Consider the following 21295-nt stretch of genomic DNA (forward strand, 5'->3'; position numbering starts at 1 on the left):
AGGAGCGACGGACAGCCATGGGTGAGGTCTTCGCCGGCCGGTACGAGCTGGTCGACCCGATCGGACGCGGGGGTGTGGGCGCGGTCTGGCGCGCCTGGGACCACCGCCGTCGCCGTTATGTGGCGGCGAAGGTGCTGCTGCAGAGCGACGCCCATTCGCTGCTGCGTTTCGTGCGCGAGCAGGCGCTGCGGATCGACCACCCGCACGTCCTCGCCCCCACCAGCTGGGCCGCCGACGACGACAAGGTCCTGTTCACCATGGACCTGGTCACCGGCGGTTCCCTGGTGCACCTGGTCGGCGACTACGGTCCACTGCCGCCCGCGTTCGTCTGCACCCTGCTCGACCAGCTCCTCTCGGGGCTCGCGGCGGTGCACGCGGAGGACGTGGTGCACCGCGACATCAAGCCCGCCAATGTGCTGCTGGAAGCCACCGGCAGGGGCAGGCCGAAGCTGCGGCTGTCGGACTTCGGCATCGCCATGCGGCTGGGCGAACCCCGGCTGACCGAGACCGACCTGGTCGTCGGCACCCCGGGGTATCTGGCCCCGGAGCAGATGATGGGCGCCGAACCGGACTTCCCCGCCGACCTGTTCGCCGTGGGCCTGGTCGCCCTGTATCTGCTCGAGGGCGCGAAACCGGACGCCAAGGCCCTCATCCAGTACTTCGCCGACCACGGGACGCCGGGTGCGCCCCGGGGCATCCCCGAGCCGCTGTGGCAGGTCGTGGCCACCCTGCTGCAGCCCGATCCCGAGGCGCGCTTCCGCACGGCCACGGGGGCGCGCAAGGCGCTCGCGACAGCGGCGGAGCTGCTGCCGGAGCCCGGCCCCGACGACGAGCTGATCGAGATCTTCGACCAAGTGGGGCCGCTCCCGCCCGGGTTCACCGAGGACGGGCCGGAGAAGAGAGCGTCCCGACTTCACCCGGGACCGGAAGGGACAGGGGGCGGGTCGCAGAGGACGGGGCAGAGCCTCGGAAGCAGCGGGACGCCCCCGCGCGCGGCCGGGAGGACGACGGGCACCGGAGCCGGAGCGGCGGCCGGCCCTGGAGGAGACGGCTCGCCCGAGCCCCGGCCGGCGTGGAGCACCCCTCCCCCCGGCCCACTCTCCGGTCCACGGAGCACCACCGGCTCCCCCACGACGCCACCGGACGCCGCCCCGCAGCCCGGCTCCCCCTCGGACACCGGAAGCTTCCCCCTCCCGCCGCCCCGGGCAGCCGCTCCCGCCTCCCCCGCTTTCCCCCCGCCGCAGCCGCCCCCCGTCCCCGCCCCCCGCTCCCCCGAGCACCCCCCTCAGCCCCCGCAGTACGTGCCGGGCCCCCCGTACGGCCACCAGCAGCGGGCGCCCGAGGTCTCCCCCTACGAACCGACCCATCCGCTGCGCTCCCCCCTGCCACGACCGGCCGTGCGTCCCGATGCCTCCACTGCTGAATACACCGCCCGGCCGTCGCGGGTTCCGCCTCCGGACACGGTGACCGCGCAGCACGCGCCGGGCCCCCGCTCCCACCGCCGGCGCACCGCCCGACGGCCCGGCCCTCCGGCGCGGGTGGCCGTGCCCGTCCTGCTGCTGGCGCTGGCCTGCTACGCCGTGGGCTTCTGGGCGCTCACCCGGATCTGACCGTCGCCGAGCGCACCAGCGGCGACGACGTCACCGGATCAGCCGGGGGAGACCGCGGCCCGCCGCCGAGCCACCACCGTCCACACCCCGAGCCCCACCACCAGGGCGCTCCCGGTGCCGATGCCGCCCGCCGCGAGCACCCGGTACAGGGTCTCGTCGCCCGCCGTGCCGCTCCCGCCCGAGGCCGCCCCGCCTCCGCCGCCGGTGACCGAGAAGACGTCCGGCGGCACGGGCCCGCCCGCGTAGTCCGGCCCGTCCTGCGCCGCCCCGCCCAGCCGGACGCGCAGCGTCAGCGGCACCGGCCCGTCACCGAAGTCCTCCGCGACCTCCGGCGAGAGGTGGGCGACGAGGTAGTAGGCGCCGGCGAACCGCACCGCCGAGACCAGCTGCCCGGAGGCGTGCCGGTTCTCGTACGCGACCGGCGGCAGGGGCTTGAGCGCCTTGGACCTCTGGCCGCCGTCGTAGCCGACGGACAGGTCCTCGACGTGGCCCCGCACCGGGTTGTAGAGGTCCAGGGAGAGCGCGGAGGCCTTGTAGCCGGGAGTGTCCGTGCCCGAGCTGCCCAGCTCGGCGGTGACGTGGAGCTGCCGGCCCCAGTCGACGGCCACCTGGTAGAAGAGTGTCTGGCCCGGCCGTATGTCGTCCCGCCACACACCCGCGTCGAGCGGGGCGGCCTGCGCGAACCCCGCGCCGCCCGGGCGGCGGCGGGCGGTTCCCTGGACGGGGGCGGGCGTGGCCGAGTCCCACGCCTCGGGCGCGGTCGTGCGGTCCGCCGACTCCGCCCCGGGCTCCGACACCGTGCTGAGCTCCAGCTCCCAGGGGTCGGGGGAGGCGCCGCGCGCGTCGGGTGCGGCGCGCTCGACGGTCACGTAGTAGGTGCCGGCCCGGGCGCAGAGGCTTCTCCTGGGGGAGATCTCCCGCATGGCCCACGCGGCGACCGGGTGGGGGCTGCCCGGCGCGCCGAAGGTCGACGTGTCCACGTCGCAGGAGCGGCCGTCGGCGTCCTCCACCGTCACCTTGACGCCGTCGGCGACGGAGACGCCGGAACCGGGCGGCGGGACAGCCGTGGCGGAGGCGTGGACGGTGCTGGTGTCGTCCAGCTCCAGGCGGTAGTACACCTTGCCGTCGGACGGGAGCGTGCTGCGATAGGTCCGGCCGGGCTCCAGCTCCGCGGCGTCGGCGGTGCTCCCGGCGCCCTCGATCCGGCGCGCGTCCTCGGCGAAGGCGTAGGCGGGGACGCGGGCGGTGTCCTGGCCGGCGGCGTGGGCCTGTTGTCCCGTCAGGACGGTCCCCAGTCCGAGCGCGGCCACCAGCACCGGACGTCCCGCGACGACGTACCAGCGGCTCCGCCCCGCCGTCCTCCGCGCCGTGCCCTGCCGTCCCCTCACGCGCCCCCCTCGTCGCCGCCGGGCCTCGCACCGTGCCGCCGCCCATCCTGCACCGGGGACGAGGCCGGGCCACAAGGTCCCGGCCGCACAAAACCCCGACCGCACAGGCGGCCGGGGTCTGTTCAGCGTCGTATGTCGGTACTCACGAACCCGTGGGCACGGAGTCAGTCGCCTCCGTCCACAGATCCTGCTCGGCGCGATCCGCCTGGATCTGGCGGTACACGAGGAGCCCGCCGATGGCGGCCAGTGCGACCAGGAGAAGCTTCTTCACCGCGCGACCTCGTCTTTCCTTGACGTAGGGGACCTCTGGCGCCCGACTATACACACCGGTCGATATCGATCGGTGACCTGCGTCGCCGTCTCCAACTGCCGCCGGAGGCAACTGGATCGACGCGGCACGGGCGGTCCGGTCGGAGCGTGACCGCACCCGCACGCACGGTGTTTTCGCTCCGTTTCCTCCCGTATCCAGGGATTTTCTTCCTTCATGCGCCCATCCGAGTGGTGTTCATCTGAACATCCGCGCGGCACGGGCGTCGGTCCACCACTTCGAGGCCCTCATACACATCATGAGGAAAGTACGCAAATCGCCCGACCCGAAAGTGAGGGGCCATGGCCAGGAGCAAGGTCATGAAGCTGTGGAACGCCGTCGTCACCGCCTTCCTCGCGCTGTGCACGGCGCTCGGTCTCATCACCACGACCGCCGCGGCGGCCGTACCCCAGACCCAGAAGACGCGCAACAGCGACAGCGCTCCCACGACGGAGGCGCCCGCGCCGGCGGCCCCCCTGTGGTCCCGGTCACTGATCAGAGCACTGCCCCCCACGATGAAGCAGCGCATCCACGCCGAGGCGCACGGCAAGTCCCCCAGTTGTCGGCACCGGCCCCACTCGGACACCGCCTCGGACACGGCCGCGGAGCAGGACACCGCCGCGGAGCGGGACATGGCCGCGGAGCGGGACACGGCCGCGGGACAGGGCACCGCCGCGGAACAGGGCAGGGCCTCCGAACGCCCGGATCCCGAACTCGTCCCCGCGCACTGCGCCGAGCACACGGCGTCCACTCTCCCCGCACCCGCCTCCGCCCGTATCCCGCTGCAGCGCTGAGGCCCCGCGCCCCGCTGCCGCCTCGACCCGACCCTCCTCGTGCCGTCGCTGCTTCCCCGGAGTCCTGGCGAACTCGCGTACAGCACAACGGCACGACACGAGCCGAGACATCGCGAGACCCCGGTCGTCCTCCGACCGGGGTCCGGTCATGTCCGCAAACTCCGCGCCCGCACACCGGGCGCGATCCCGCACACGGCGGCGTGAGCCCCTGGGAGGCTCCGGCGGAGCTCTGGCACTCCGGGCCCGTGACAAGCCCTCAGAACGGGCCGAGACGCCTCCCCAGCAGGCAGAACACGTTGCCCTCGGGGTCCGTGAGCGCGTGCCACGGCTCCTCGCCGGTCTGCCCGACGCCCGCGGGCCGCGCCCCGAGCTCCAGCAGGCGTTCCAGCTCGGCGCCCTGGTCGCGGTCGGTGGCGTTGACGTCGATGCGCGGTCGTGTCCCGCCCGGCTGCGGAGGGTCCTGCCGGCTGAGGACGATCGTCGGCTGCGCACCCCCGGGACCCTCCACGGGGGCCGATCTCGATGTCGTCCCCGTCGCGGTCCAGCTCCACGAAGTCGAGCACCTCGCACCAGAACCGCGCGAGCCACTCGGGGTCACGGCACTCCAGCCCCAGTTCACTGATCCGACTCGCCATGAAGCCCTGCCTTCCGCTCGGAAGCGCAAGCCCGCGACCGTACCCCCGGCTCCGCGCGACGCGAAGGGTTTCCGCGGGGGACGCCTCAGCCGGCGGGGCGGAGGTCGGTGACGACGCGGAATCGTTCCAGCACCACCGGCGTCGCATCGTCCACGACGAAGTCCTGGTCGCTCAGAGCCGCACGCATCGCCTCGCCGCTCCAGAACCGCTCGTGGCCCACGCGCCACTCGGCCACGTCGGCGTGCCCCTCCCCCTCGGCCATCACGTGCGCGAGGTCCACCTGCGCCAACGGGACAACGGACACGCCCGTCACCTCGACGACCGCGACCGGCCGGTCGCCGGAGTCGACGACCACCGCACGGCTCCCGACCTCGGGCAGGGGCTCTCCCTCGTGCTCGTACTCGGCGACGAGTCCCGTCGTGGCGGTCTTGGACCCGTCGAGAACAGCCGCGACGAGCCGGTCGCGCAGCGGGCCGGGAAAGGCGAACTCCGCCCTGGGCAGGGACGCGATGTCCGCGGGCGACAGCGTGGAGTCGGATGTCATGCGATCACCGTAAGGCGACACGCCACGCCAGGTGCCCATAACGAGAAGACCCCCGGCCCATCGGACCGGGGGTCTTCTCGCTGGTGGGGCTAACAGGATTTGAACCTGTGGCCTCATCCTTATCAGGGATGCGCTCTAACCAACTGAGCTATAGCCCCGCCGCGCCTTGCGGGGTGTCTCCCGCGCGCTGACTCCTGAAGATTAGCGCACGACCGGGGCAGTCCCAAAATCGGTTCCCCGGGGACCGTCAGCGCGACCCGGGCGCACCCTCCGAGCTGGTCACTCGTCCTCGGCCAGGGTCAGCTCGACGCCGCCCACGAAACCGGCCGACAGGTTGTAGATGAACGCGCCCAGGGTCGCCAGCGCGGTCGCGAGGATGACGTCGATGACCGCGATGACCGTCGTGAACATCAGGACGTTGGGCAGCGACAGGAACGACTGGAGGTCGAAGCCGTTCGACCCCTCCGAGCCGGTCGCCTCGGAGATCGTGCCGCCGACGGTCGAGAACACGCCCATGGCGTCCATGACCATCCACAGCACCGCCGCCGCGACGATCGTGCAGATGCCGAGGGCGATCGACAGCAGGAAGCTGACCTTCATGACCGACCACGGGTCGGCCTTCGCCACGCGCAGGCGCGCCTTGCGCACGCGCGGGGTGGTGCTGGCCCCCGTGCGGGGCCGGCGCACCGAGCCGGTGCGGTCGGCGGCCTCGCCGGTCTGGGCCGGGTAGGCCTGCGGCGGGTGGTACGGGCCCGCCTGCTGCTGCGGCTGCCGTTCCCCCGGCAGCGGTGAGGCCGCGTGAGCGGCGGCACCCTGCCCGGGTGCGGCCTGCTGCGGGCCTCGGGTGTCCGTCACGGTTCCCCCCTGGGATCCCTGCCTGGTGGACGAGGAGGCGTCGGAGACCGGCGCCTTGATCGCTTTGAGATTGGTCGTGTGCGGATCTGTCGTCCGCGCGGCGGAGCCACGGCCGCCGCCGTCCGTTCCCGTACTGGTACCGGCCGGTCCGGCGCCCGTGGCTCCGCTCACGCTGACTCACTCCTCGTGCTACTCGGACGAGGGCGCCTCACCCTGGTCCGTACCGGTGGCCGCGTCCCCGTCGGCGGTGTCGTCCACGGCCACGTCGCCGTCGACTTCCTCCGCCTCGCGTCCTGCTTCGGCATTGCGGGCGATGCCGACCACGGCATCGCGCTTGCTCAAGTTGATCAGTTGGACGCCCATGGTGTCACGGCCGGTTTCCCTGATCTCGTTGACTCGCGTGCGAATCACACCACCCGACAACGTGATGGCGAGAATTTCGTCGGTCTCCTCGACCACCAGAGCGCCGACGAGGGAGCCGCGGTCCTCGACGATCTTGGCAGCCTTGATGCCGAGGCCGCCACGGCCCTGGACACGGTACTCGTCGACAGCGGTCCGCTTCGCGTACCCGCCGTCTGTGGCAGTGAACACGAACGTACCGGGTCGGACGACATTCATCGAGAGCAGCTCGTCCCCTTCGCGGAAACTCATGCCCTTGACGCCCGAGGTGGCGCGGCCCATGGGCCGCAGCGCTTCGTCCGTCGCCGTGAACCTGATCGACTGCGCCTTCTTGCTGATCAGCAGCAGGTCGTCCTCGGCCGAGACGAGTTCGGCACCGATCAGTTCGTCGTCGGTCCCGTCCTCCTGCTCGCGCAGGTTGATGGCGATGACACCGCCGGACCGCGGGGAATCGTAGTCCTTGAGCGGGGTCTTCTTCACCAGGCCGGCCTTGGTCGCCAGGACCAGGTACGGCGTCGCCTCGTAGTCACGGATGGCGCGGATCTGGGCGATGGTCTCGTCCGGCTGGAAGGCCAGCAGGTTCGCCACGTGCTGTCCGCGCGCGTCGCGGCCGGCGTCGGGCAGCTCGTACGCCTTCACGCGGTACACGCGGCCCTTGTTGGTGAAGAACAGCAGCCAGTGGTGCGTGGTGGACACGAAGAAGTGGTTGACGATGTCGTCTTCCTTGAGCTTCGCGCCGCGCACGCCCTTGCCGCCGCGCTTCTGCGCGCGGTAGTCGTCGGTCTTGGTGCGCTTGATGTAGCCGCCGCGCGTGACCGTGACGACGATGTCCTCCTCGGCGATCAGGTCCTCGATGGACATGTCGCCCTCGTAGGGGATCAGCTTCGTCTTGCGGTCGTCGCCGTACTTCTCCACGATCGCGGCCAGCTCCTGGCTGACGATGCCGCGCTGGCGGACCGGGGAGGCGAGGATCTCGTTGTACTCGTTGATCTTCGCCTGGAGTTCGTCGTGCTCCTGGACGATCTTCTGGCGCTCCAGGGCGGCCAGCCGGCGCAGCTGCATCTCGAGGATGGCGTTGGCCTGGATGTCGTCGATCTCCAGGAGGTCCGTCAGGCCCCCGCGCGCGACCTCCACGGTGTCACTGCGTCGGATCAGCGCGATGACCTCGTCGATGGCGTCCAGGGCCTTCAGCAGGCCGCGCAGGATGTGCGCCCGCTCCTCCGCCTTGCGCAGCCGGAAGCGCGTACGGCGGACGATGACCTCGATCTGGTGCGTCACCCAGTGGCGGATGAACGCGTCCAGGGAGAGGGTGCGCGGCACGCCGTCGACCAGGGCCAGCATGTTGGCGCCGAAGTTGGTCTGCAGGTCGGTGTGCTTGTACAGGTTGTTCAGGACGACCTTGGCGACCGCGTCCCGCTTGAGGACGATGACCAGGCGCTGGCCGGTCCGCGACGACGTCTCGTCGCGGACGTCCGCGATGCCGCCGACCTTGCCGTCCTTCACCAGGTCGGCGATCTTCTGCGCGAGGTTGTCCGGGTTGACCTGGTAGGGCAGCTCCGTGACCACCAGGCACTGGCGGTTCTGGATCTCCTCGACCTCGATCACCGCGCGCATGGTGATCGAGCCGCGGCCCGTGCGGTACGCCTCCTCGATGCCCTTGCGGCCGACCACCAGGGCGCCGGTCGGGAAGTCGGGGCCCTTGATGCGTTCGATGAGCGCGTCCAGCAGCTCCTCGTGCGACGCCTCGGGGTTCTCCAGGTACCACTGGGCGCCGGCGGCGACCTCGCGCAGGTTGTGCGGCGGGATGTTGGTCGCCATGCCGACCGCGATCCCGGCCGAGCCGTTGATCAGCAGGTTCGGGAAGCGGGCCGGCAGGACGGTCGGCTCCTGGGAGCGGCCGTCGTAGTTGTCCGTGAAGTCGACGGTCTCCTCGTCGATGTCCCGGACCATCTCCATCGACAGCGGCGCCATCTTGCACTCGGTGTAGCGCATCGCCGCCGCCGGGTCGTTGCCCGGGGAGCCGAAGTTGCCGTTGGAGTCCACCAGCGGCATCCGCATCGCCCACGGCTGCGCCAGACGGACCAGCGCGTCGTAGATCGAGGAGTCGCCGTGCGGGTGGTAGTTGCCCATGACGTCGCCGACGACGCGGGCGCACTTGTAGAAGCCGCGCTCGGGGCGGTAGCCGCCGTCGTACATGGCGTACAGCACGCGGCGGTGGACGGGCTTGAGGCCGTCACGGACGTCGGGCAGCGCACGCGACACGATGACGGACATCGCGTAGTCGAGGTACGAGCGCTGCATCTCCGTCTCGAGCCCGACGGGCTCGACGCGCATCGCGGCGGCGTCCACGTCCTCGAGGGGCGTGACGGGAGTGTTCTCGTCGGTCATTGCTGGTGAAGGTCCTTCCTGGTGCGGTCAGCTGAGACCGACTCAGATGTCGAGGAAGCGGACGTCCTTGGCGTTGCGCTGGATGAAGGCGCGGCGGGCCTCGACGTCCTCGCCCATCAGGACGGAGAACAGGTCGTCGGCCTGGGCGGCGTCGTCCAGGGTGACCTGGCCGAGGACGCGGTGCTCCTGGTCCATCGTGGTGATGCGCAGCTCCTCGGCGTTCATCTCGCCGAGACCCTTGAAGCGCTGCACCGAGTCCTCACGGATGCGCTTGCCGGCGTTGCGGCCCATCTCGATCAGCGCGTCGCGCTCGCGGTCGGAGTACGCGTACTCGAAGTCGTCCTTGCCCCACTTGATCTTGTAGAGCGGGGGACGGGAGAGGTACACGTGCCCGGCCTCGACCAGCGGCCGCATGAAGCGGAACAGGAACGTCAGCAGCAGGGTGTTGATGTGCTGGCCGTCGACGTCGGCGTCCGCCATCAAGATGATCTTGTGATAGCGGAGCTTCTCGATGTCGAAGTCCTCGTGCACGCCGGTGCCGAACGCGGAGATCATCGCCTGGATCTCCTGGTTCTGCAGGATCCGGTCGATGCGCGCCTTCTCGACGTTGAGGATCTTGCCCCGGATCGGGAGGATCGCCTGGTACTCGGGGTTGCGGCCGGACTTGGCCGAGCCGCCGGCGGAGTCACCCTCGACGATGAAGATCTCGCACTTGGTCGGGTCGTTCGACTGGCAGTCGGACAGCTTGCCCGGCAGCGACGCCGTCTCCAGCAGGCCCTTGCGGCGCGTCAGGTCGCGCGCCTTGCGGGCCGCCACGCGCGCGGTGGCCGCCGCAATGCCCTTGCGGACGATGTCCGCGGCCTCGTTGGGGTTGCGGTCCAGCCAGTCGGCGAGGTGCTCGTAGACGACCTTCTGCACGAAGGTCTTCACCTCGGTGTTGCCCAGCTTGGTCTTGGTCTGGCCCTCGAACTGCGGCTCGCTCAGCTTGACCGAGATGATCGCGGTCAGGCCCTCGCGGATGTCGTCACCGGTGAGGTTGTCGTCCTTGTCGCGCAGCAGCTTCTTGTCGCGCGCGTACTTGTTGATGAGCGAGGTGAGCGCCGCGCGGAAGCCCTCCTCGTGCGTACCGCCCTCGTGGGTGTGGATGATGTTGGCGAAGGAGTACACGCCCTCCGTGTAGCCGCCGTTCCACTGCATGGCGACCTCGAGCGACAGGTGCCGCTCCTTGTCCTCCGCCTCGAGGTCGATGACGGTGGGGTGGACCACCTCTCCCTTGCGGGAGTTGAGGTACTTCACGAAGTCGACGATGCCGCCCTCGTAGTGGTACGAGACGCTCTTGACCTCGTGCTTCTCGTCCTCGCCCGCCTCGTCCGCGCCGGCGGTCGCCTTCGCCGACTCGCGCTCGTCGGTGAGGTTGATCCGCAGGCCCTTGTTGAGGAACGCCATCTCCTGGAAGCGCCGGGAGAGCGTCTCGAACGAGTAGTCCGTGGTCTCGAAGATGTCGCCGTCGGCCCAGAAGGTGACCGACGTGCCGGTCTCCTCGGTCTCCTCGTGCCGCTGGAGCGGCGCGGTGGGGACGCCCAGCTTGTAGTCCTGCGTCCAGCGGTACCCGTCGGTCTTCACCTCGACGGCGACGCGCGTCGACAGCGCGTTGACCACGGACACGCCCACGCCGTGCAGACCGCCGGAGACCGCGTAACCGCCGCCGCCGAACTTGCCGCCCGCGTGCAGCACGGTGAGGACGACCTCGACGGCGGGCTTGCCCTCGGAGGGGACGATGCCCACGGGGATGCCACGGCCGTTGTCGACGACGCGGACGCCGCCGTCGTCCAGGATTGTCACGTCGATGGTGTCCGCGTGGCCGGCCAGCGCCTCGTCGACCGAGTTGTCGACGACCTCCTGCACCAGGTGGTGCAGGCCCCGCTCGCCCGTCGACCCGATGTACATGCCGGGTCGCTTGCGGACCGCGTCCAGGCCCTCGAGGACGGTGATGGCACTCGCGTCGTACGACGTGGCGTCTCCGGTCGAGGAGCCTGCCGCGTCGCCGGCGGCGGTGTCGGTGGACGGGATGTTCTCGTTGGGGTTGCCGGAATCGGCCACGAAGCGCCCTTTCTGGCACAGCACGAGCCGGGCTCGTCGGCAGGTTGCCGGAGCGGCTGCGGCATGTTGCGTTGGTAAGCCTTGATCAGCGTTGCTCAGCGTCTTCCCGGGCGGTCCCCACGATCGGGGCGGGATTGTCTTCCAGTCTACCGGTAGCACTGACATCGATGGGGGTTTGCGGGCACCTGAGTCCGCATGTGCCGCCCTGAACCGGCCTCGTCCGACTCCCGATATGCGGATGGGGGCTCCAGAGGCCCCACGAGGGCACTCAGCGCTTCCGGCCGTCAACCCTTGGCTACTTAGGAGTCAGGTGGCGATTCGTACCCCCGTGCGGGGGTACGGCGACGCGGGGCTCCGGCCCGCGAAAGCGATGCTCGGACGCCCTGATGTGATGTCTCTCACGTGTGTGCGAAGAGGCGGGAAAAGCCCCCGGATCACCCGTACGTGTCGCCGGGACCGGTGCTGCCCGGGGCGCGCAGCGGCCCGTAACGGCGGGCCGGGCCGGTGGGGCCGACCACCTTGATCAGCCGCACGGTGCCGTGCCCGAGGTCGTCGTTGAGACGGGCCACCAGCGTCGGCGCCAGCAGCCGCAGATTGGTCGCCCAGGCCGTGGAGTCGCAGCGCACGACCAGCACCCGCTCGTCCTCGTCGTAGCGCTCGGGTTCGCAGTGCTTGGCGACGTCCTCGCCGACGATCTCCGGCCAGCGCCCCATCACGCCGCCGACCGCCGCGGGGGCCTCCCAGCCGCGCTCGGTGAGGAGCCGGTTGATCGCCGCGCCCAGCGCCATCGGATCGCGCCGGTCGGTGCGCGCGCCGGAGCGCAGGCCGCCGCGCCGCGCCTGCTTCTTCTGCTGCGCCGCGTCCCCACGCGCGCGTGCCGCCTCCCGGGCCGCGCGCAACGCCACGCGCGCCAGGTCGACGCCCGAGGGCTCGGGGTCCTTGCCGGTACCGCCGCCGGGCGGCTGCCGGCCGCTCACGCGCGCTCCACCGTCCCCTCGGACACGGCGAACCGCACGCCCGCCAGCACGTGCGGCACGTCGTCCTCGACGGCGGCCGTCACCAGCACCTGCTCACCGGGGGCCACCAGCTCGGCCAGCCGCTCCCGGCGGCGCGCGTCCAGCTCCGCGAAGACGTCGTCGAGCACCAGCACCGGCTCGTTGCCCTCGGCCCGCAGCAGGTCGTACGAGGCGAGGCGCAGCGCCAGCGCGTACGACCACGACTCGCCGTGCGAGGCGTAGCCCTTGGCGGGCATCTGGCCCAGCTTGAGCAGCAGGTCGTCGCGGTGCGGGCCGACCAGGGTGACCCCGCGCTCGATCTCCTGCTTGCGGGACTCCGCGAGCGCGGCCATCAGCTGCTCGAAGAGATCCTCACGGGTGTGCGCCTCGCCCGGCGCGGACGGCCTGTACTCCAGTGCCACCGGGCCGCCGCCGGGCGCGAGCTGCTCGTACGCCTTGTCGGCGAGCGGCTGGAGCGCGGCCACCAGGTCCAGGCGCCGCGCCAGGAGCTCGGCGCCCGCGTGGGCGAGGTGCTGGTCCCACACGTCGAGCGTGGAGAGGTCCAGGGTGCGGCCGCCGTGCCGACGGGCCAGCGCCGCCGACTTCAGCAGCGTGTTGCGCTGCTTGAGCACCCGGTCGTAGTCGGAGCGCACGCCCGCCATGCGCGGGGAGCGCGCGGTGATCAGCTCGTCCAGGAACCGCCGGCGCTCACCCGGATCGCCCTTCACCAGCGCCAGGTCCTCGGGCGCGAACAGCACGGTCCGCACGATGCCCAGCACGTCACGCGGCCTGACCTGCGAGGACCGGTTGATGCGGGCGCGGTTGGCGCGGCCCGGGTTGAGCTCCAGCTCCACCAGCTGCTGCCGTTCGCCCTGCCGGACCTGGGCCCGGACGATCGCGCGCTCGGCTCCCATGCGCACCAGCGGGGCGTCGGAGGACACCCGGTGGCTGCCGAGGGTGGCGAGGTAGCCGACCGCCTCGACGAGGTTCGTCTTGCCCTGTCCGTTGGGACCGACGAAGGCCGTCACCCCGGGGTCGAGCGGAACCTCGACCCGGGGGTAGGAGCGGAAGTCGGCCAGCGACAGATGCGTGACGTGCATGGTCGTTCCACCGACCTCCTCCGGCGTTGTGGACCGCCGTGCGGTCCTGTGGACAGTGGACGTCCCTGCGGACTACTTCTTCTCGACCGCGTGGCCGCCGAACTGATTCCGCAGCGCCGCGATCATCTTCATCTGCGGCGAGTCCTCCTGGCGCGAGGCGAACCGCGCGAACAGCGAGGCCGTGATCGCCGGGAGCGGCACCGCGTTGTCGATGGCGGCCTCCACGGTCCAGCGTCCCTCACCGGAGTCCTGTGCATAACCCCGGAGCCCGTCCAGGTGCTCGTCCTCGTCGAGGGCGTTGACCGCCAGGTCCAGCAGCCAGGAGCGGATGACGGTGCCCTCCTGCCAGGAGCGGAACACCTCCCGGACGTCGGTCACCGAGTCGACCTTCTCCAGCAGCTCCCAGCCCTCTGCGTAGGCCTGCATCATGGCGTACTCGATGCCGTTGTGGACCATCTTGGCGAAGTGGCCCGCGCCGACCTTGCCGGCGTGCACCGAGCCGAAGTCGCCCTCCGGCTTGAGGGCGTCGAATATCGGCTGCACCTTGGCGACGTCCTCCTCGGAGCCGCCGTACATCAGCGCGTAGCCGTTCTCCAGGCCCCAGACGCCGCCGGAGACGCCGCAGTCGACGAAGCCGATGCCCTTGGCCGCCAGCTCCGCGGCGTGCTTCTCGTCGTCGGTCCAGCGGGAGTTGCCGCCGTCCACCACGACGTCGCCGGGCTCCAGCAGCTCGGCGAGCTCGTCGACGGTGGACTGGGTCGCCTCGCCGGCCGGGACCATCACCCACACCACGCGGGGGCCGCTGAGCTTGCCCACAAGCTCCTGCAGGCTGTGGACGTCGGCGAGGTCCGGGTTGCGGTCGTAACCGAAGACGGTGTGGCCTGCGCGGCGCAGCCGCTCGCGCATGTTGCCGCCCATCTTGCCGAGGCCGACGAGACCGAGCTCCATCAGATGCGTTCCTTAGGTATGCGACGGGACGTGACGGCACTTGCGTACCGGCGTCCGAGCCTAAACCCGGACGCGCGCGCACATCTGTGGGCATACGCGCTCACACGCCCGTCCCCACCTTCGGCTTCGCCGCGGCCGTGGATCAGCCGCTGAGCCGCACCGGCATGATCAGGTACTTGTATGCCTCGTCCGCCTCCGCGTCCGTCGCCGGGCGGCCGCTGAGCAGCGCCGGCTTGGTGGACGTGGTGAACGACAGCTGGGCCACCGGGGAGTCGATGGCGCTCAGGCCGTCCAGCAGGAACGTCGGGTTGAAGGCGATGGAGATGTCGTCGCCCTCGAGCTGGGCGTCGACCCTTTCCACAGCCTGTGCGTCGTCGCTGGAACCGGCCTCCAGGATGAGCACGCCCTGCTCGAAGCTCAGCCGCACCGGGGTGTTGCGCTCGGCGACCAGGGCCACGCGCTTCACGGCCTCCACGAAGGGGGCGGTCTCGATCACGGCGACGCTGTTGAACTCCGTCGGGAACAGCGTGCGGTACTTCGGGAGGTCCCCCTCCAGCAGGCGCGTGGTGGTGCGCCGGCCCGCGCCTTCGAAGCCGATCAGACCCTCGCCGGCGCCGGAGCCGGACAGCGCCAGGGTCACCTGATCGCCGCTGGTCAGCGCCTTGGCCGTGTCCAGCAGGGTCTTGGCGGGCACCAGGGCGACCGCGGAGGCCTCCGGGTTCTCCGGCTTCCACAGGAACTCGCGGACCGCGAAGCGGTAGCGGTCGGTGGAGGCGAGCGTCACCGTGTCGCCCTCGATCTCGATGCGCACACCGGTGAGGACGGGGAGGGTGTCGTCGCGGCCGGCCGCGATGGCGACCTGCTGCACGGCGGAGGCGAACACCTCGCCGGGAACCGTGCCCGTCGCGTTCGGCATCTGCGGCAGGGCCGGGTACTCCTCCACAGGCAGTGTGTGGAGCGTGAACCGCGAGGAGCCGCAGACCACCGTCGCCCGTACACCGTCTGTGGAAATCTCCACCGGGCGGTTGGGCAGGGCGCGGGAGATGTCGGCCAGCAGGCGGCCGGAGACCAGGACCGTGCCCTCCTCCTCGACCTCGGCCTCCACCGACACGCGCGCGGAGACCTCGTAGTCGAAGCTGGACAGGCTCAGCTGGCCGTCGTCTGCCTTGAGCAGCAGGCCGGCGAGGACAGGCGCCGGCGGACGGGCCGGGAGGCTGCGAGCCGCCCAGGCCACTGCCTCCGCGAGTACGTCGCGTTCCACCCGGATCTTCACTGTTGCCGCCTCCTGCTGTTGCCGGCGCTTCTCGCCCTGCCTGGCTTTCGTCGTCTGACTCGGTGTCGTCGGCCCCGGGGAGGGGAAGGACACCGGGGTCCAGTCTGACGCACCGCACTGACACTAGGCGCCCCTCGGGTCAAGTCGTGACGAGGGGCGGGCGAGGGCCGGACGGCCGGTTGTGCACAGGACCCCCTTCGAAACGGTTTCCTCGCTCTCTATGGTCGGGAGTAGTAGTAGGGCCTGTGGATACCGTGGATAACCTCGTTTGCACAGCTCAGCGCCGGTTTTTTGTCCACGGGTCCTGTGGGCGGAAGCCGTGGACAACCAGGCCTTGCTGTGGAGAACGGAAAGTTCTGCACATCCCGTGCACAGGGGAGGCCGAGTTCTCCCCAGCCGCGTCCCCAGGTTTGCGCTTCTTTCCCACAGCCCCCTTTGGCAGGCCGATGTGACGGCTTTCACTCGGTCCGGTGATGAGCCGCGTCGCGTTGCCGAACAGTGGACAGCCATGTGGAGAAGCGGCCGATCACTGGGGACAACCGGCCACAGCCTGTGGGAAGCCCGTGGACAACTCGATGCACAGGCTGTGGAGCATCTCGTTGTCCACAGCCTGTGGAGATCCTTCGTCCACGAATCCACAGGCGGATGACCTGCGCGGACAGCTTCTCACCGGAGGAGGCTGTGGACGGAGTCGGGACAACTTTCCGATCCCCAGCGTGTGGACGGGAAAAAGTCACCGAATCTGTGGAGGACGGCCGTGACCCGCCGCGGAAATCGAACACCGCGGTACGCCTCAGCGTCGCGGCCGGAGAGCCGGGACACGAAGAAGGGCGCCCCGGATCTCCCCAGGGGCGCCCTCGCGTGCTGCGTGCGGGCCGTCAGCCGGCCTTGATGCGGTTGGTCAGCTCGGTGACCTGGTTGTAGATGGAGCGCCGCTCGGCCATCAGATTGCGGATCTTCCGGTCGGCGTGCATCACCGTCGTGTGGTCCCGCCCGCCGAACAGCGCGCCGATCTTCGGCAGCGACAGGTCCGTCAGCTCACGGCAGAGGTACATGGCGATCTGCCGGGCGGTCACCAGCGCGCGCCCGCGTGAGGTGCCGCACAGGTCCTCGACGGTGAGGCCGAAGTAGTCGGCGGTCGCGCTCATGATGGCCGTCGAGGTGATCTCCGGCGCCGAGTCGTCGCCCCCGGGCATCAGGTCCTTGAGGACGATCTCCGTCAGCCCGAGGTCCACCGGCTGCCGGTTGAGCGACGCGAAGGCCGTCACCCGGATCAGCGCGCCCTCCAGCTCCCTGATGTTGCGGGAGATCCGGGAGGCGATGAACTCCAGCACCTCCGGCGGGGCGTTGAGCTGCTCCTGCACCGCCTTCTTGCGCAGGATCGCGATGCGCGTCTCCAGTTCCGGCGGCTGGACGTCGGTGATCAGACCCCACTCGAAACGGTTCCGCAGCCGATCCTCCAGCGTCACCAGCTGCTTGGGCGGCCGGTCGCTGGACAGCACGATCTGTTTGTTGGCGTTGTGGAGCGTGTTGAACGTGTGGAAGAACTCCTCCTGCGTCGACTCCTTGTCCGCCAGGAACTGGATGTCGTCGACGAGCAGGATGTCCATCTCGCGGTAGCGCTTGCGGAAGCTGTCGCCCTTGCCGTCGCGGATGGAGTTGATGAACTCGTTGGTGAACTCCTCCGAGCTCACGTACCGCACACGCGTGCCCGGGTAGAGGCTCCGCGCGTAGTGCCCGATCGCGTGCAGCAGATGCGTCTTGCCGAGGCCCGACTCGCCGTAGATGAACAAGGGGTTGTACGCCTTCGCCGGCGCCTCCGCGACGGCCACCGCGGCCGCGTGCGCGAAGCGGTTGGACGCGCCGATGACGAACGTGTCGAAGAGGTACTTCGGGTTCAGCCGCGCGGTCGGCTCACCGGGACCCGTCGCCGGGGCGGGCTGCGCCGCCAGAGGGCCGGGCGCGCCGGTCGTGGGCAGGTTCGGGCCGACCGGGCCGCCGCGGTGGACGTGCCCCGAGCCGGGCGGCGGCTCGGGCAGGTCGCGGCGCCGGTCGTCCCGCTGGTCGTAGTCGCCGCGCGACGTGTCGTAGTCGGAGCGCTGGTCGTAGGACGGACGCTCCACAGGCTGGGGACGGTAGTCCTGGGAGGACGGACCGCCGTAGGTGTCCGAGCCGTACGCGTCCTGCGTGCCGTACGGATCCGGCGAGCCGTACGCGTCCTGCTGCGGGGAGCCGTAGGCGTCCTGGGACGACGGCGAGGCGTACGGGTCCCGGTCGGGGAAGCCGAGCCGCTGCTGCTGCCAGCCGTAGTCGTCCTGCGAGGGACGCGGCCAGGAGCCGGGCTCGGGGCGCTGGTACTCCGACGGGTAGGCGGGCCGCGCGGAGGGCAGACGGTCGTCCGGCCGGCCCTGCTGCTGGTCGCCGTGGCGACGGTCGTATCCGCCGTACCCCTCGTACGGCTCACGGTCCTGGTACGGCTCGCGCTCCTGCCGGTCGCGGTGGTCCGGGCGCTCCGGGTGGACGGAGGGCAGCTCCGGCTCCTCGTAGCGCGGCTGTGGACGAGGAGCGGGCGCGGGCGTGGCGGGCGGCTCGCCGGCGGTCTCGTCGACCGTGATGGCGATGCGGATCGGGCGGCCGCACTCGCGGCTCAGGGACTCGCTGACCACCGGGGCCAGCCGGCCCTCGAGCACGCCCTTGGCGAACTCGTTCGGCACGGCGAGCAGGGCGGTGTCGGCGACCAGGGCCAGCGGCTGGCAGCGCCGGATCCAGTGCTCGTCCTTGCTCTCGACACCTTGTCCGCGGCCCTCGCCGAGCAGTTGCTCCAGTACGCGTGGCCACACTGCGGCAAGATCGGCAGGTACGTCAGCCACAGGGCACGCTCTCTCACAGGTCCCTCGATCGTGTGATGCGAAGGACGGGTCGGGATGTAAATCGGGTGGTGGGGGGTCAAGGGAACGAATCGGGGTCCCGTCACGGTAGTCAGCGCGACCGGTACGGTTCAAGTTGTTGTCCCCAGGCTGTGGACAAGTGTCTCCCGGCAGCCACCGGTTTGACCGAATGACACGGCCGCGCGTACCGTAACGAGGTCGAGTTGTCGATGGCTGCTGCCGCCTGCCTCCGATGGGCACAGATCGCGCAAGATGATCGGTCAGCGGTGCACTCGGGCGTAACGCGAGCTACTCGTGGGCGCACGGTGACAGCCAGGACGGCACCCCGCAAACACCGATTCTTTCTGGAGCCCCCGAGTGAGCAAGCGCACCTTCCAGCCGAACAACCGTCGTCGCGCCAAGACCCACGGCTTCCGGCTGCGTATGCGCACCCGTGCCGGCCGCGCGATTCTCGCGTCCCGCCGCAGCAAGGGTCGCGCCCGTCTGTCCGCCTGATCCCGGTCAGGTCATGACGTCGTGCTGCCCACCGAGAACCGGCTGAGGCGGCGCGAGGACTTCGCGACCGCGGTACGACGAGGACGCCGGGCCGGGCGCCAGTGCCTCGTCGTCCACCTTCACAGCGGTGCAACGGACCCGCATGCGCCTGGGGAGAGCGCTCCCCCGACGCGTGCGGGTTTCGTCGTGAGCAAGGCCGTGGGCGGATCGGTGGTGCGCAACAAGGTGAAGCGGAGGCTTCGCCATCTGATGCGCGAACGAGTCGACCAGCTGCCCCCCGGTAGCCTGGTAGTGGTACGAGCGCTGCCCGCCGCGGGCGACGCCGACCACGCACAGCTGGCCCGAGACCTGGACGCCGCTCTGCAGCGGCTGCTGGGAGGGGGCGCGCGATGAAGTACCCGCTGCTGGCCCTGATCAAGCTCTACCAGTGGACGATCAGTCCACTGCTGGGCCCGGTGTGCAAGTACTACCCGTCGTGCTCCCACTACGGCTACACGGCCATCGACCGGCACGGTGCCGTCAAGGGAACAGCACTCACGGCCTGGCGCATCCTGCGGTGCAATCCGTGGTCGCTGGGCGGCGTGGACCATGTCCCGCCGCGCAGGCGTCCGCGGTGGCACGAAATGCTGCGCAACGCCTGGCGTGCACGCAAGGGCGGGACCTCCGCCGCCGAACCGGCCACCGACGGGCAGGCTTCTCCCACACGTCCTACGAGTCCCTCGGGCCCGGCCGCAGAGACCTCGTCCCATGCCCAAGGAGCATGATTAGTGGACACGATTGCCAGCCTCTTCAGCTTCATCACGACACCTGTCTCCTGGGTCATCGTCCAGTTCCACAGCGTGTACGGCTCCCTCTTCGGGCCTGACACAGGATGGGCCTGGGGCCTGTCCATCGTGTCCCTGGTGATTCTCATCCGCATCTGCCTGATCCCGCTCTTCGTGAAGCAGATCAAGGCGACGCGTGCCATGCAGACGCTCCAGCCGGAGATGAAGAAGATCCAGGAGCGCTACAAGAACGACAAGCAGCGCCAGTCCGAAGAGATGATGAAGCTCTACAAGGAGACGGGCACCAACCCGCTCTCCTCGTGTCTTCCCATCCTGGCGCAGTCGCCGTTCTTCTTCGCCCTCTACCACGTGCTCAACAGCATCGCGTCGAACGACACCATCGGCGTGATCAACGAGCGACTGCTGGAGAGCGCGCAGAAGGCCCACATCTTCGGTGCCCCGCTCGCCGCGAAGTTCACGGACAGCCCGGACAAGGTCGAGGCGCTGAACTCGTCGCTGACCGATGTGCGTGTCGTCACGGCGATCATGATCGTCCTGATGTCGCTGTCGCAGTTCTACACGCAGCGCCAGCTGATGACGAAGAACGTCGACACCACGGTGAAGACGCCGTTCATGCAGCAGCAGAAGATGCTGATGTACGTCTTCCCCGTCATCTTCGCCGTCTTCGGCATCAACTTCCCGGTCGGTGTCCTCGTCTACTGGCTGACCACCAACGTGTGGACCATGGGCCAGCAGATGTACGTCATCCACAACAACCCGACCCCGGGTTCCAAGGCTCAGGCCGCCTACCTCGAGCGCCTCCACAAGAAGGTCACCACCCACGGCGGGACCCGGGGCCGCGGCCAGCGGGCCATCGTCAAGGCCATCGTCGCCAAGGGCCGGGACCGCAACGAGCACGAGCGCAAGTTCATCAACGGCCTGAACAAAGCCGGCCTCGCCGCCCAGGCCGACGGCACTGTGATCAAGAGCGAGAGCAGCGCCGCCGCCCAGGCCGAGGGCGGTACGACGACCACCGTCGCCCCCAAGCGGCAGCAGCCCAAGCGGCAGCCCAAGTCGAAGCGCCAGGCCGGCGTGGCCAAGCCGGCGGGTGAGCCCACCTCGCTGACCAAGGCCGACGATCCGCAGGACGCCACGCCCGCTGCCAAGAAGGGCAACGCCAAGCCCGCCGGCAACGGCACCCGCAGCAGGGCCCAGTCCGGACAGCGCAAGGGCCCGCAGCGGCCCAAGTCCCCGTCGAAGAAGTAAGAAGGAGTCCATCCCGTGACGGAAGGCACCACCGCGGCCGCTGCCGAGGGCACAGACACCCTGACCCGCCTGGAGCAGGAGGGTGAGATCGCGGCGGACTACCTGGAGGGTCTGCTCGACATCGCCGACCTCGACGGCGACATCGACATGGACGTCGAGGCCGACCGCGCCTCTGTCTCGATCATCAGCGACACGGACAGCCGCGATCTGCAGAAGCTGGTCGGCCGTGACGGCGAGGTGCTGGAGGCCCTTCAGGAGCTCACGCGCCTCGCGGTCCACCGGGAGACCGGTGACCGCAGCCGCCTGATGCTCGACATCGCCGGCTACCGCGCCCGCAAACGCACCGAGCTGGCCGATCTGGGCGCCAAGGCCGCGGCCGAGGCGAAGAGCAGCGGTCAGCCCGTGCGGCTCGACCCGATGACCCCGTTCGAGCGCAAGGTCGTGCACGACGCGGTCAAGGCGGCGGGCCTGCGCAGTGAGTCCGAGGGCGAGGAGCCGCAGCGCTTCGTCGTCGTGCTTCCCGCCTGATCGGCTCACCGTTCCACC

At 70.3% G+C, this 21295-nt stretch carries 18 protein-coding genes, 1 tRNA gene and 1 pseudogene; 7 read left to right on the forward strand and 13 right to left on the reverse strand.

Translation table 11 applies throughout. The annotated features are described in order from the left end of the window. The first annotated feature begins 17 nt into the window (after positions 1–17). Positions 18–1610, forward strand: a complete 1593-nt coding sequence (locus C1708_RS16345; protein WP_106413378.1) for a serine/threonine-protein kinase — start codon at positions 18–20, stop codon at positions 1608–1610. Positions 1611–1648: 38 nt separating this feature from the next. Here the strand turns inward: C1708_RS16345 and C1708_RS16350 are convergent, their stop codons facing one another. Continuing rightward, positions 1649–2998: a hypothetical protein gene (locus C1708_RS16350; protein WP_106413379.1), complete on the reverse strand. Its 1350-nt coding sequence runs from the start codon at positions 2996–2998 to the stop codon at positions 1649–1651. A 142-nt stretch (positions 2999–3140) separates the two neighbouring features. After that, positions 3141–3269 (reverse strand): DLW-39 family protein, encoded by a 129-nt coding sequence (locus C1708_RS35090; RefSeq protein WP_003999697.1) that lies wholly within the window; start codon positions 3267–3269, stop codon positions 3141–3143. A 338-nt stretch (positions 3270–3607) separates the two neighbouring features. Here C1708_RS35090 and C1708_RS16360 point away from each other — a divergent pair, with 338 nt between their 5' ends. Then, a complete protein-coding gene (locus C1708_RS16360; protein WP_106413380.1) occupies positions 3608–4099 on the forward strand; it encodes a DUF6344 domain-containing protein in 492 nt (163 codons plus the stop codon). Positions 4100–4355: 256 nt separating this feature from the next. Here C1708_RS16360 and C1708_RS16365 read toward each other — a convergent pair. The 11 genes and pseudogenes from C1708_RS16365 to dnaA form a co-directional block, all read right to left on the reverse strand. Next, positions 4356–4734 (reverse strand): annotated as a pseudogene (locus C1708_RS16365) (VOC family protein). 85 nt (positions 4735–4819) lie between these two features. Next, a complete protein-coding gene (locus tag C1708_RS16370; RefSeq protein ID WP_106413381.1) occupies positions 4820–5278 on the reverse strand; it encodes an ASCH domain-containing protein in 459 nt (152 codons plus the stop codon). Between the two features lie 81 nt (positions 5279–5359). Beyond that, positions 5360–5436 (reverse strand) — tRNA-Ile (locus C1708_RS16375). Between the two features lie 121 nt (positions 5437–5557). Continuing rightward, positions 5558–6304: a DUF3566 domain-containing protein gene (locus C1708_RS16380; protein ID WP_106413382.1), complete on the reverse strand. Its 747-nt coding sequence runs from the start codon at positions 6302–6304 to the stop codon at positions 5558–5560. 18 nt (positions 6305–6322) lie between these two features. Continuing rightward, positions 6323–8920, reverse strand: coding sequence for a DNA gyrase subunit A (gyrA, locus tag C1708_RS16385; RefSeq protein ID WP_106413383.1), 2598 nt, complete (start codon positions 8918–8920; stop codon positions 6323–6325). 42 nt (positions 8921–8962) lie between these two features. Further along, positions 8963–11020, reverse strand: a complete 2058-nt coding sequence (gyrB, locus tag C1708_RS16390; RefSeq protein ID WP_198602513.1) for a DNA topoisomerase (ATP-hydrolyzing) subunit B — start codon at positions 11018–11020, stop codon at positions 8963–8965. 434 nt (positions 11021–11454) lie between these two features. Beyond that, positions 11455–11997 carry a DciA family protein gene (locus C1708_RS16395; protein WP_106413385.1) on the reverse strand — a complete coding sequence of 181 codons (543 nt, stop codon included), beginning with the start codon at positions 11995–11997 and terminating at the stop codon, positions 11455–11457. Further along, positions 11994–13115, reverse strand: coding sequence for a DNA replication/repair protein RecF (gene recF / locus C1708_RS16400; protein WP_106413386.1), 1122 nt, complete (start codon positions 13113–13115; stop codon positions 11994–11996). Before recF ends, C1708_RS16395 begins: the two co-directional genes overlap by 4 nt. Positions 13116–13187: 72 nt before the next feature. Continuing rightward, positions 13188–14063: a phosphogluconate dehydrogenase (NAD(+)-dependent, decarboxylating) gene (gnd, locus tag C1708_RS16405; RefSeq protein WP_106413387.1), complete on the reverse strand. Its 876-nt coding sequence runs from the start codon at positions 14061–14063 to the stop codon at positions 13188–13190. A 142-nt stretch (positions 14064–14205) separates the two neighbouring features. Further along, on the reverse strand, positions 14206–15336 hold the full coding sequence (dnaN, locus tag C1708_RS16410; RefSeq protein WP_106413388.1) for a DNA polymerase III subunit beta: 1131 nt from the start codon (positions 15334–15336) through the stop codon (positions 14206–14208). Positions 15337–16214: 878 nt separating this feature from the next. Beyond that, complete coding sequence (gene dnaA / locus C1708_RS16420) at positions 16215–18206, reverse strand: chromosomal replication initiator protein DnaA (RefSeq protein WP_106413389.1); 1992 nt, start codon at positions 18204–18206, stop codon at positions 16215–16217. 375 nt (positions 18207–18581) lie between these two features. Here dnaA and rpmH point away from each other — a divergent pair, with 375 nt between their 5' ends. Genes rpmH through C1708_RS16445 form a run of 5 tightly spaced genes read left to right on the forward strand, consistent with a single transcriptional unit; the run spans position 18582 to position 21277 of the window. Beyond that, a complete protein-coding gene (gene rpmH, locus C1708_RS16425) occupies positions 18582–18719 on the forward strand; it encodes a 50S ribosomal protein L34 (protein ID WP_003956500.1) in 138 nt (45 codons plus the stop codon). 21 nt (positions 18720–18740) lie between these two features. Then, positions 18741–19112 carry a ribonuclease P protein component gene (rnpA, locus tag C1708_RS16430; protein WP_106413390.1) on the forward strand — a complete coding sequence of 124 codons (372 nt, stop codon included), beginning with the start codon at positions 18741–18743 and terminating at the stop codon, positions 19110–19112. Continuing rightward, positions 19109–19483, forward strand: coding sequence for a membrane protein insertion efficiency factor YidD (gene yidD, locus C1708_RS16435; protein WP_106413391.1), 375 nt, complete (start codon positions 19109–19111; stop codon positions 19481–19483). Before rnpA ends, yidD begins: the two co-directional genes overlap by 4 nt. Positions 19484–19486: 3 nt before the next feature. After that, positions 19487–20749 carry a membrane protein insertase YidC gene (gene yidC / locus C1708_RS16440; protein WP_106413392.1) on the forward strand — a complete coding sequence of 421 codons (1263 nt, stop codon included), beginning with the start codon at positions 19487–19489 and terminating at the stop codon, positions 20747–20749. 15 nt (positions 20750–20764) lie between these two features. After that, positions 20765–21277, forward strand: coding sequence for a Jag family protein (locus tag C1708_RS16445; protein ID WP_106413393.1), 513 nt, complete (start codon positions 20765–20767; stop codon positions 21275–21277). The last annotated feature ends 18 nt before the right edge of the window (positions 21278–21295 follow it).

It is taken from the genome of Streptomyces sp. DH-12 (genome assembly GCF_002899455.1).
Classification (GTDB): Bacteria; Actinomycetota; Actinomycetes; order Streptomycetales; family Streptomycetaceae; genus Streptomyces.

What these genes read in the sequence shown, in the direction of transcription:
- C1708_RS16360 (WP_106413380.1), top strand. Translation starts at nt 3,608, where the DNA reads ATGGCCAGGAGCAAGGTCATGAAGCTGTGGAACGCCGTCGTCACCGCC.
- recF (WP_106413386.1), bottom strand. Translation starts at nt 13,115, where the DNA reads ATGCACGTCACGCATCTGTCGCTGGCCGACTTCCGCTCCTACCCCCGG.
- C1708_RS16345 (WP_106413378.1), top strand. Translation starts at nt 18, where the DNA reads ATGGGTGAGGTCTTCGCCGGCCGGTACGAGCTGGTCGACCCGATCGGA.
- gnd (WP_106413387.1), bottom strand. Translation starts at nt 14,063, where the DNA reads ATGGAGCTCGGTCTCGTCGGCCTCGGCAAGATGGGCGGCAACATGCGC.
- C1708_RS16370 (WP_106413381.1), bottom strand. Translation starts at nt 5,278, where the DNA reads ATGACATCCGACTCCACGCTGTCGCCCGCGGACATCGCGTCCCTGCCC.
- yidD (WP_106413391.1), top strand. Translation starts at nt 19,109, where the DNA reads ATGAAGTACCCGCTGCTGGCCCTGATCAAGCTCTACCAGTGGACGATC.
- gyrA (WP_106413383.1), bottom strand. Translation starts at nt 8,920, where the DNA reads ATGACCGACGAGAACACTCCCGTCACGCCCCTCGAGGACGTGGACGCC.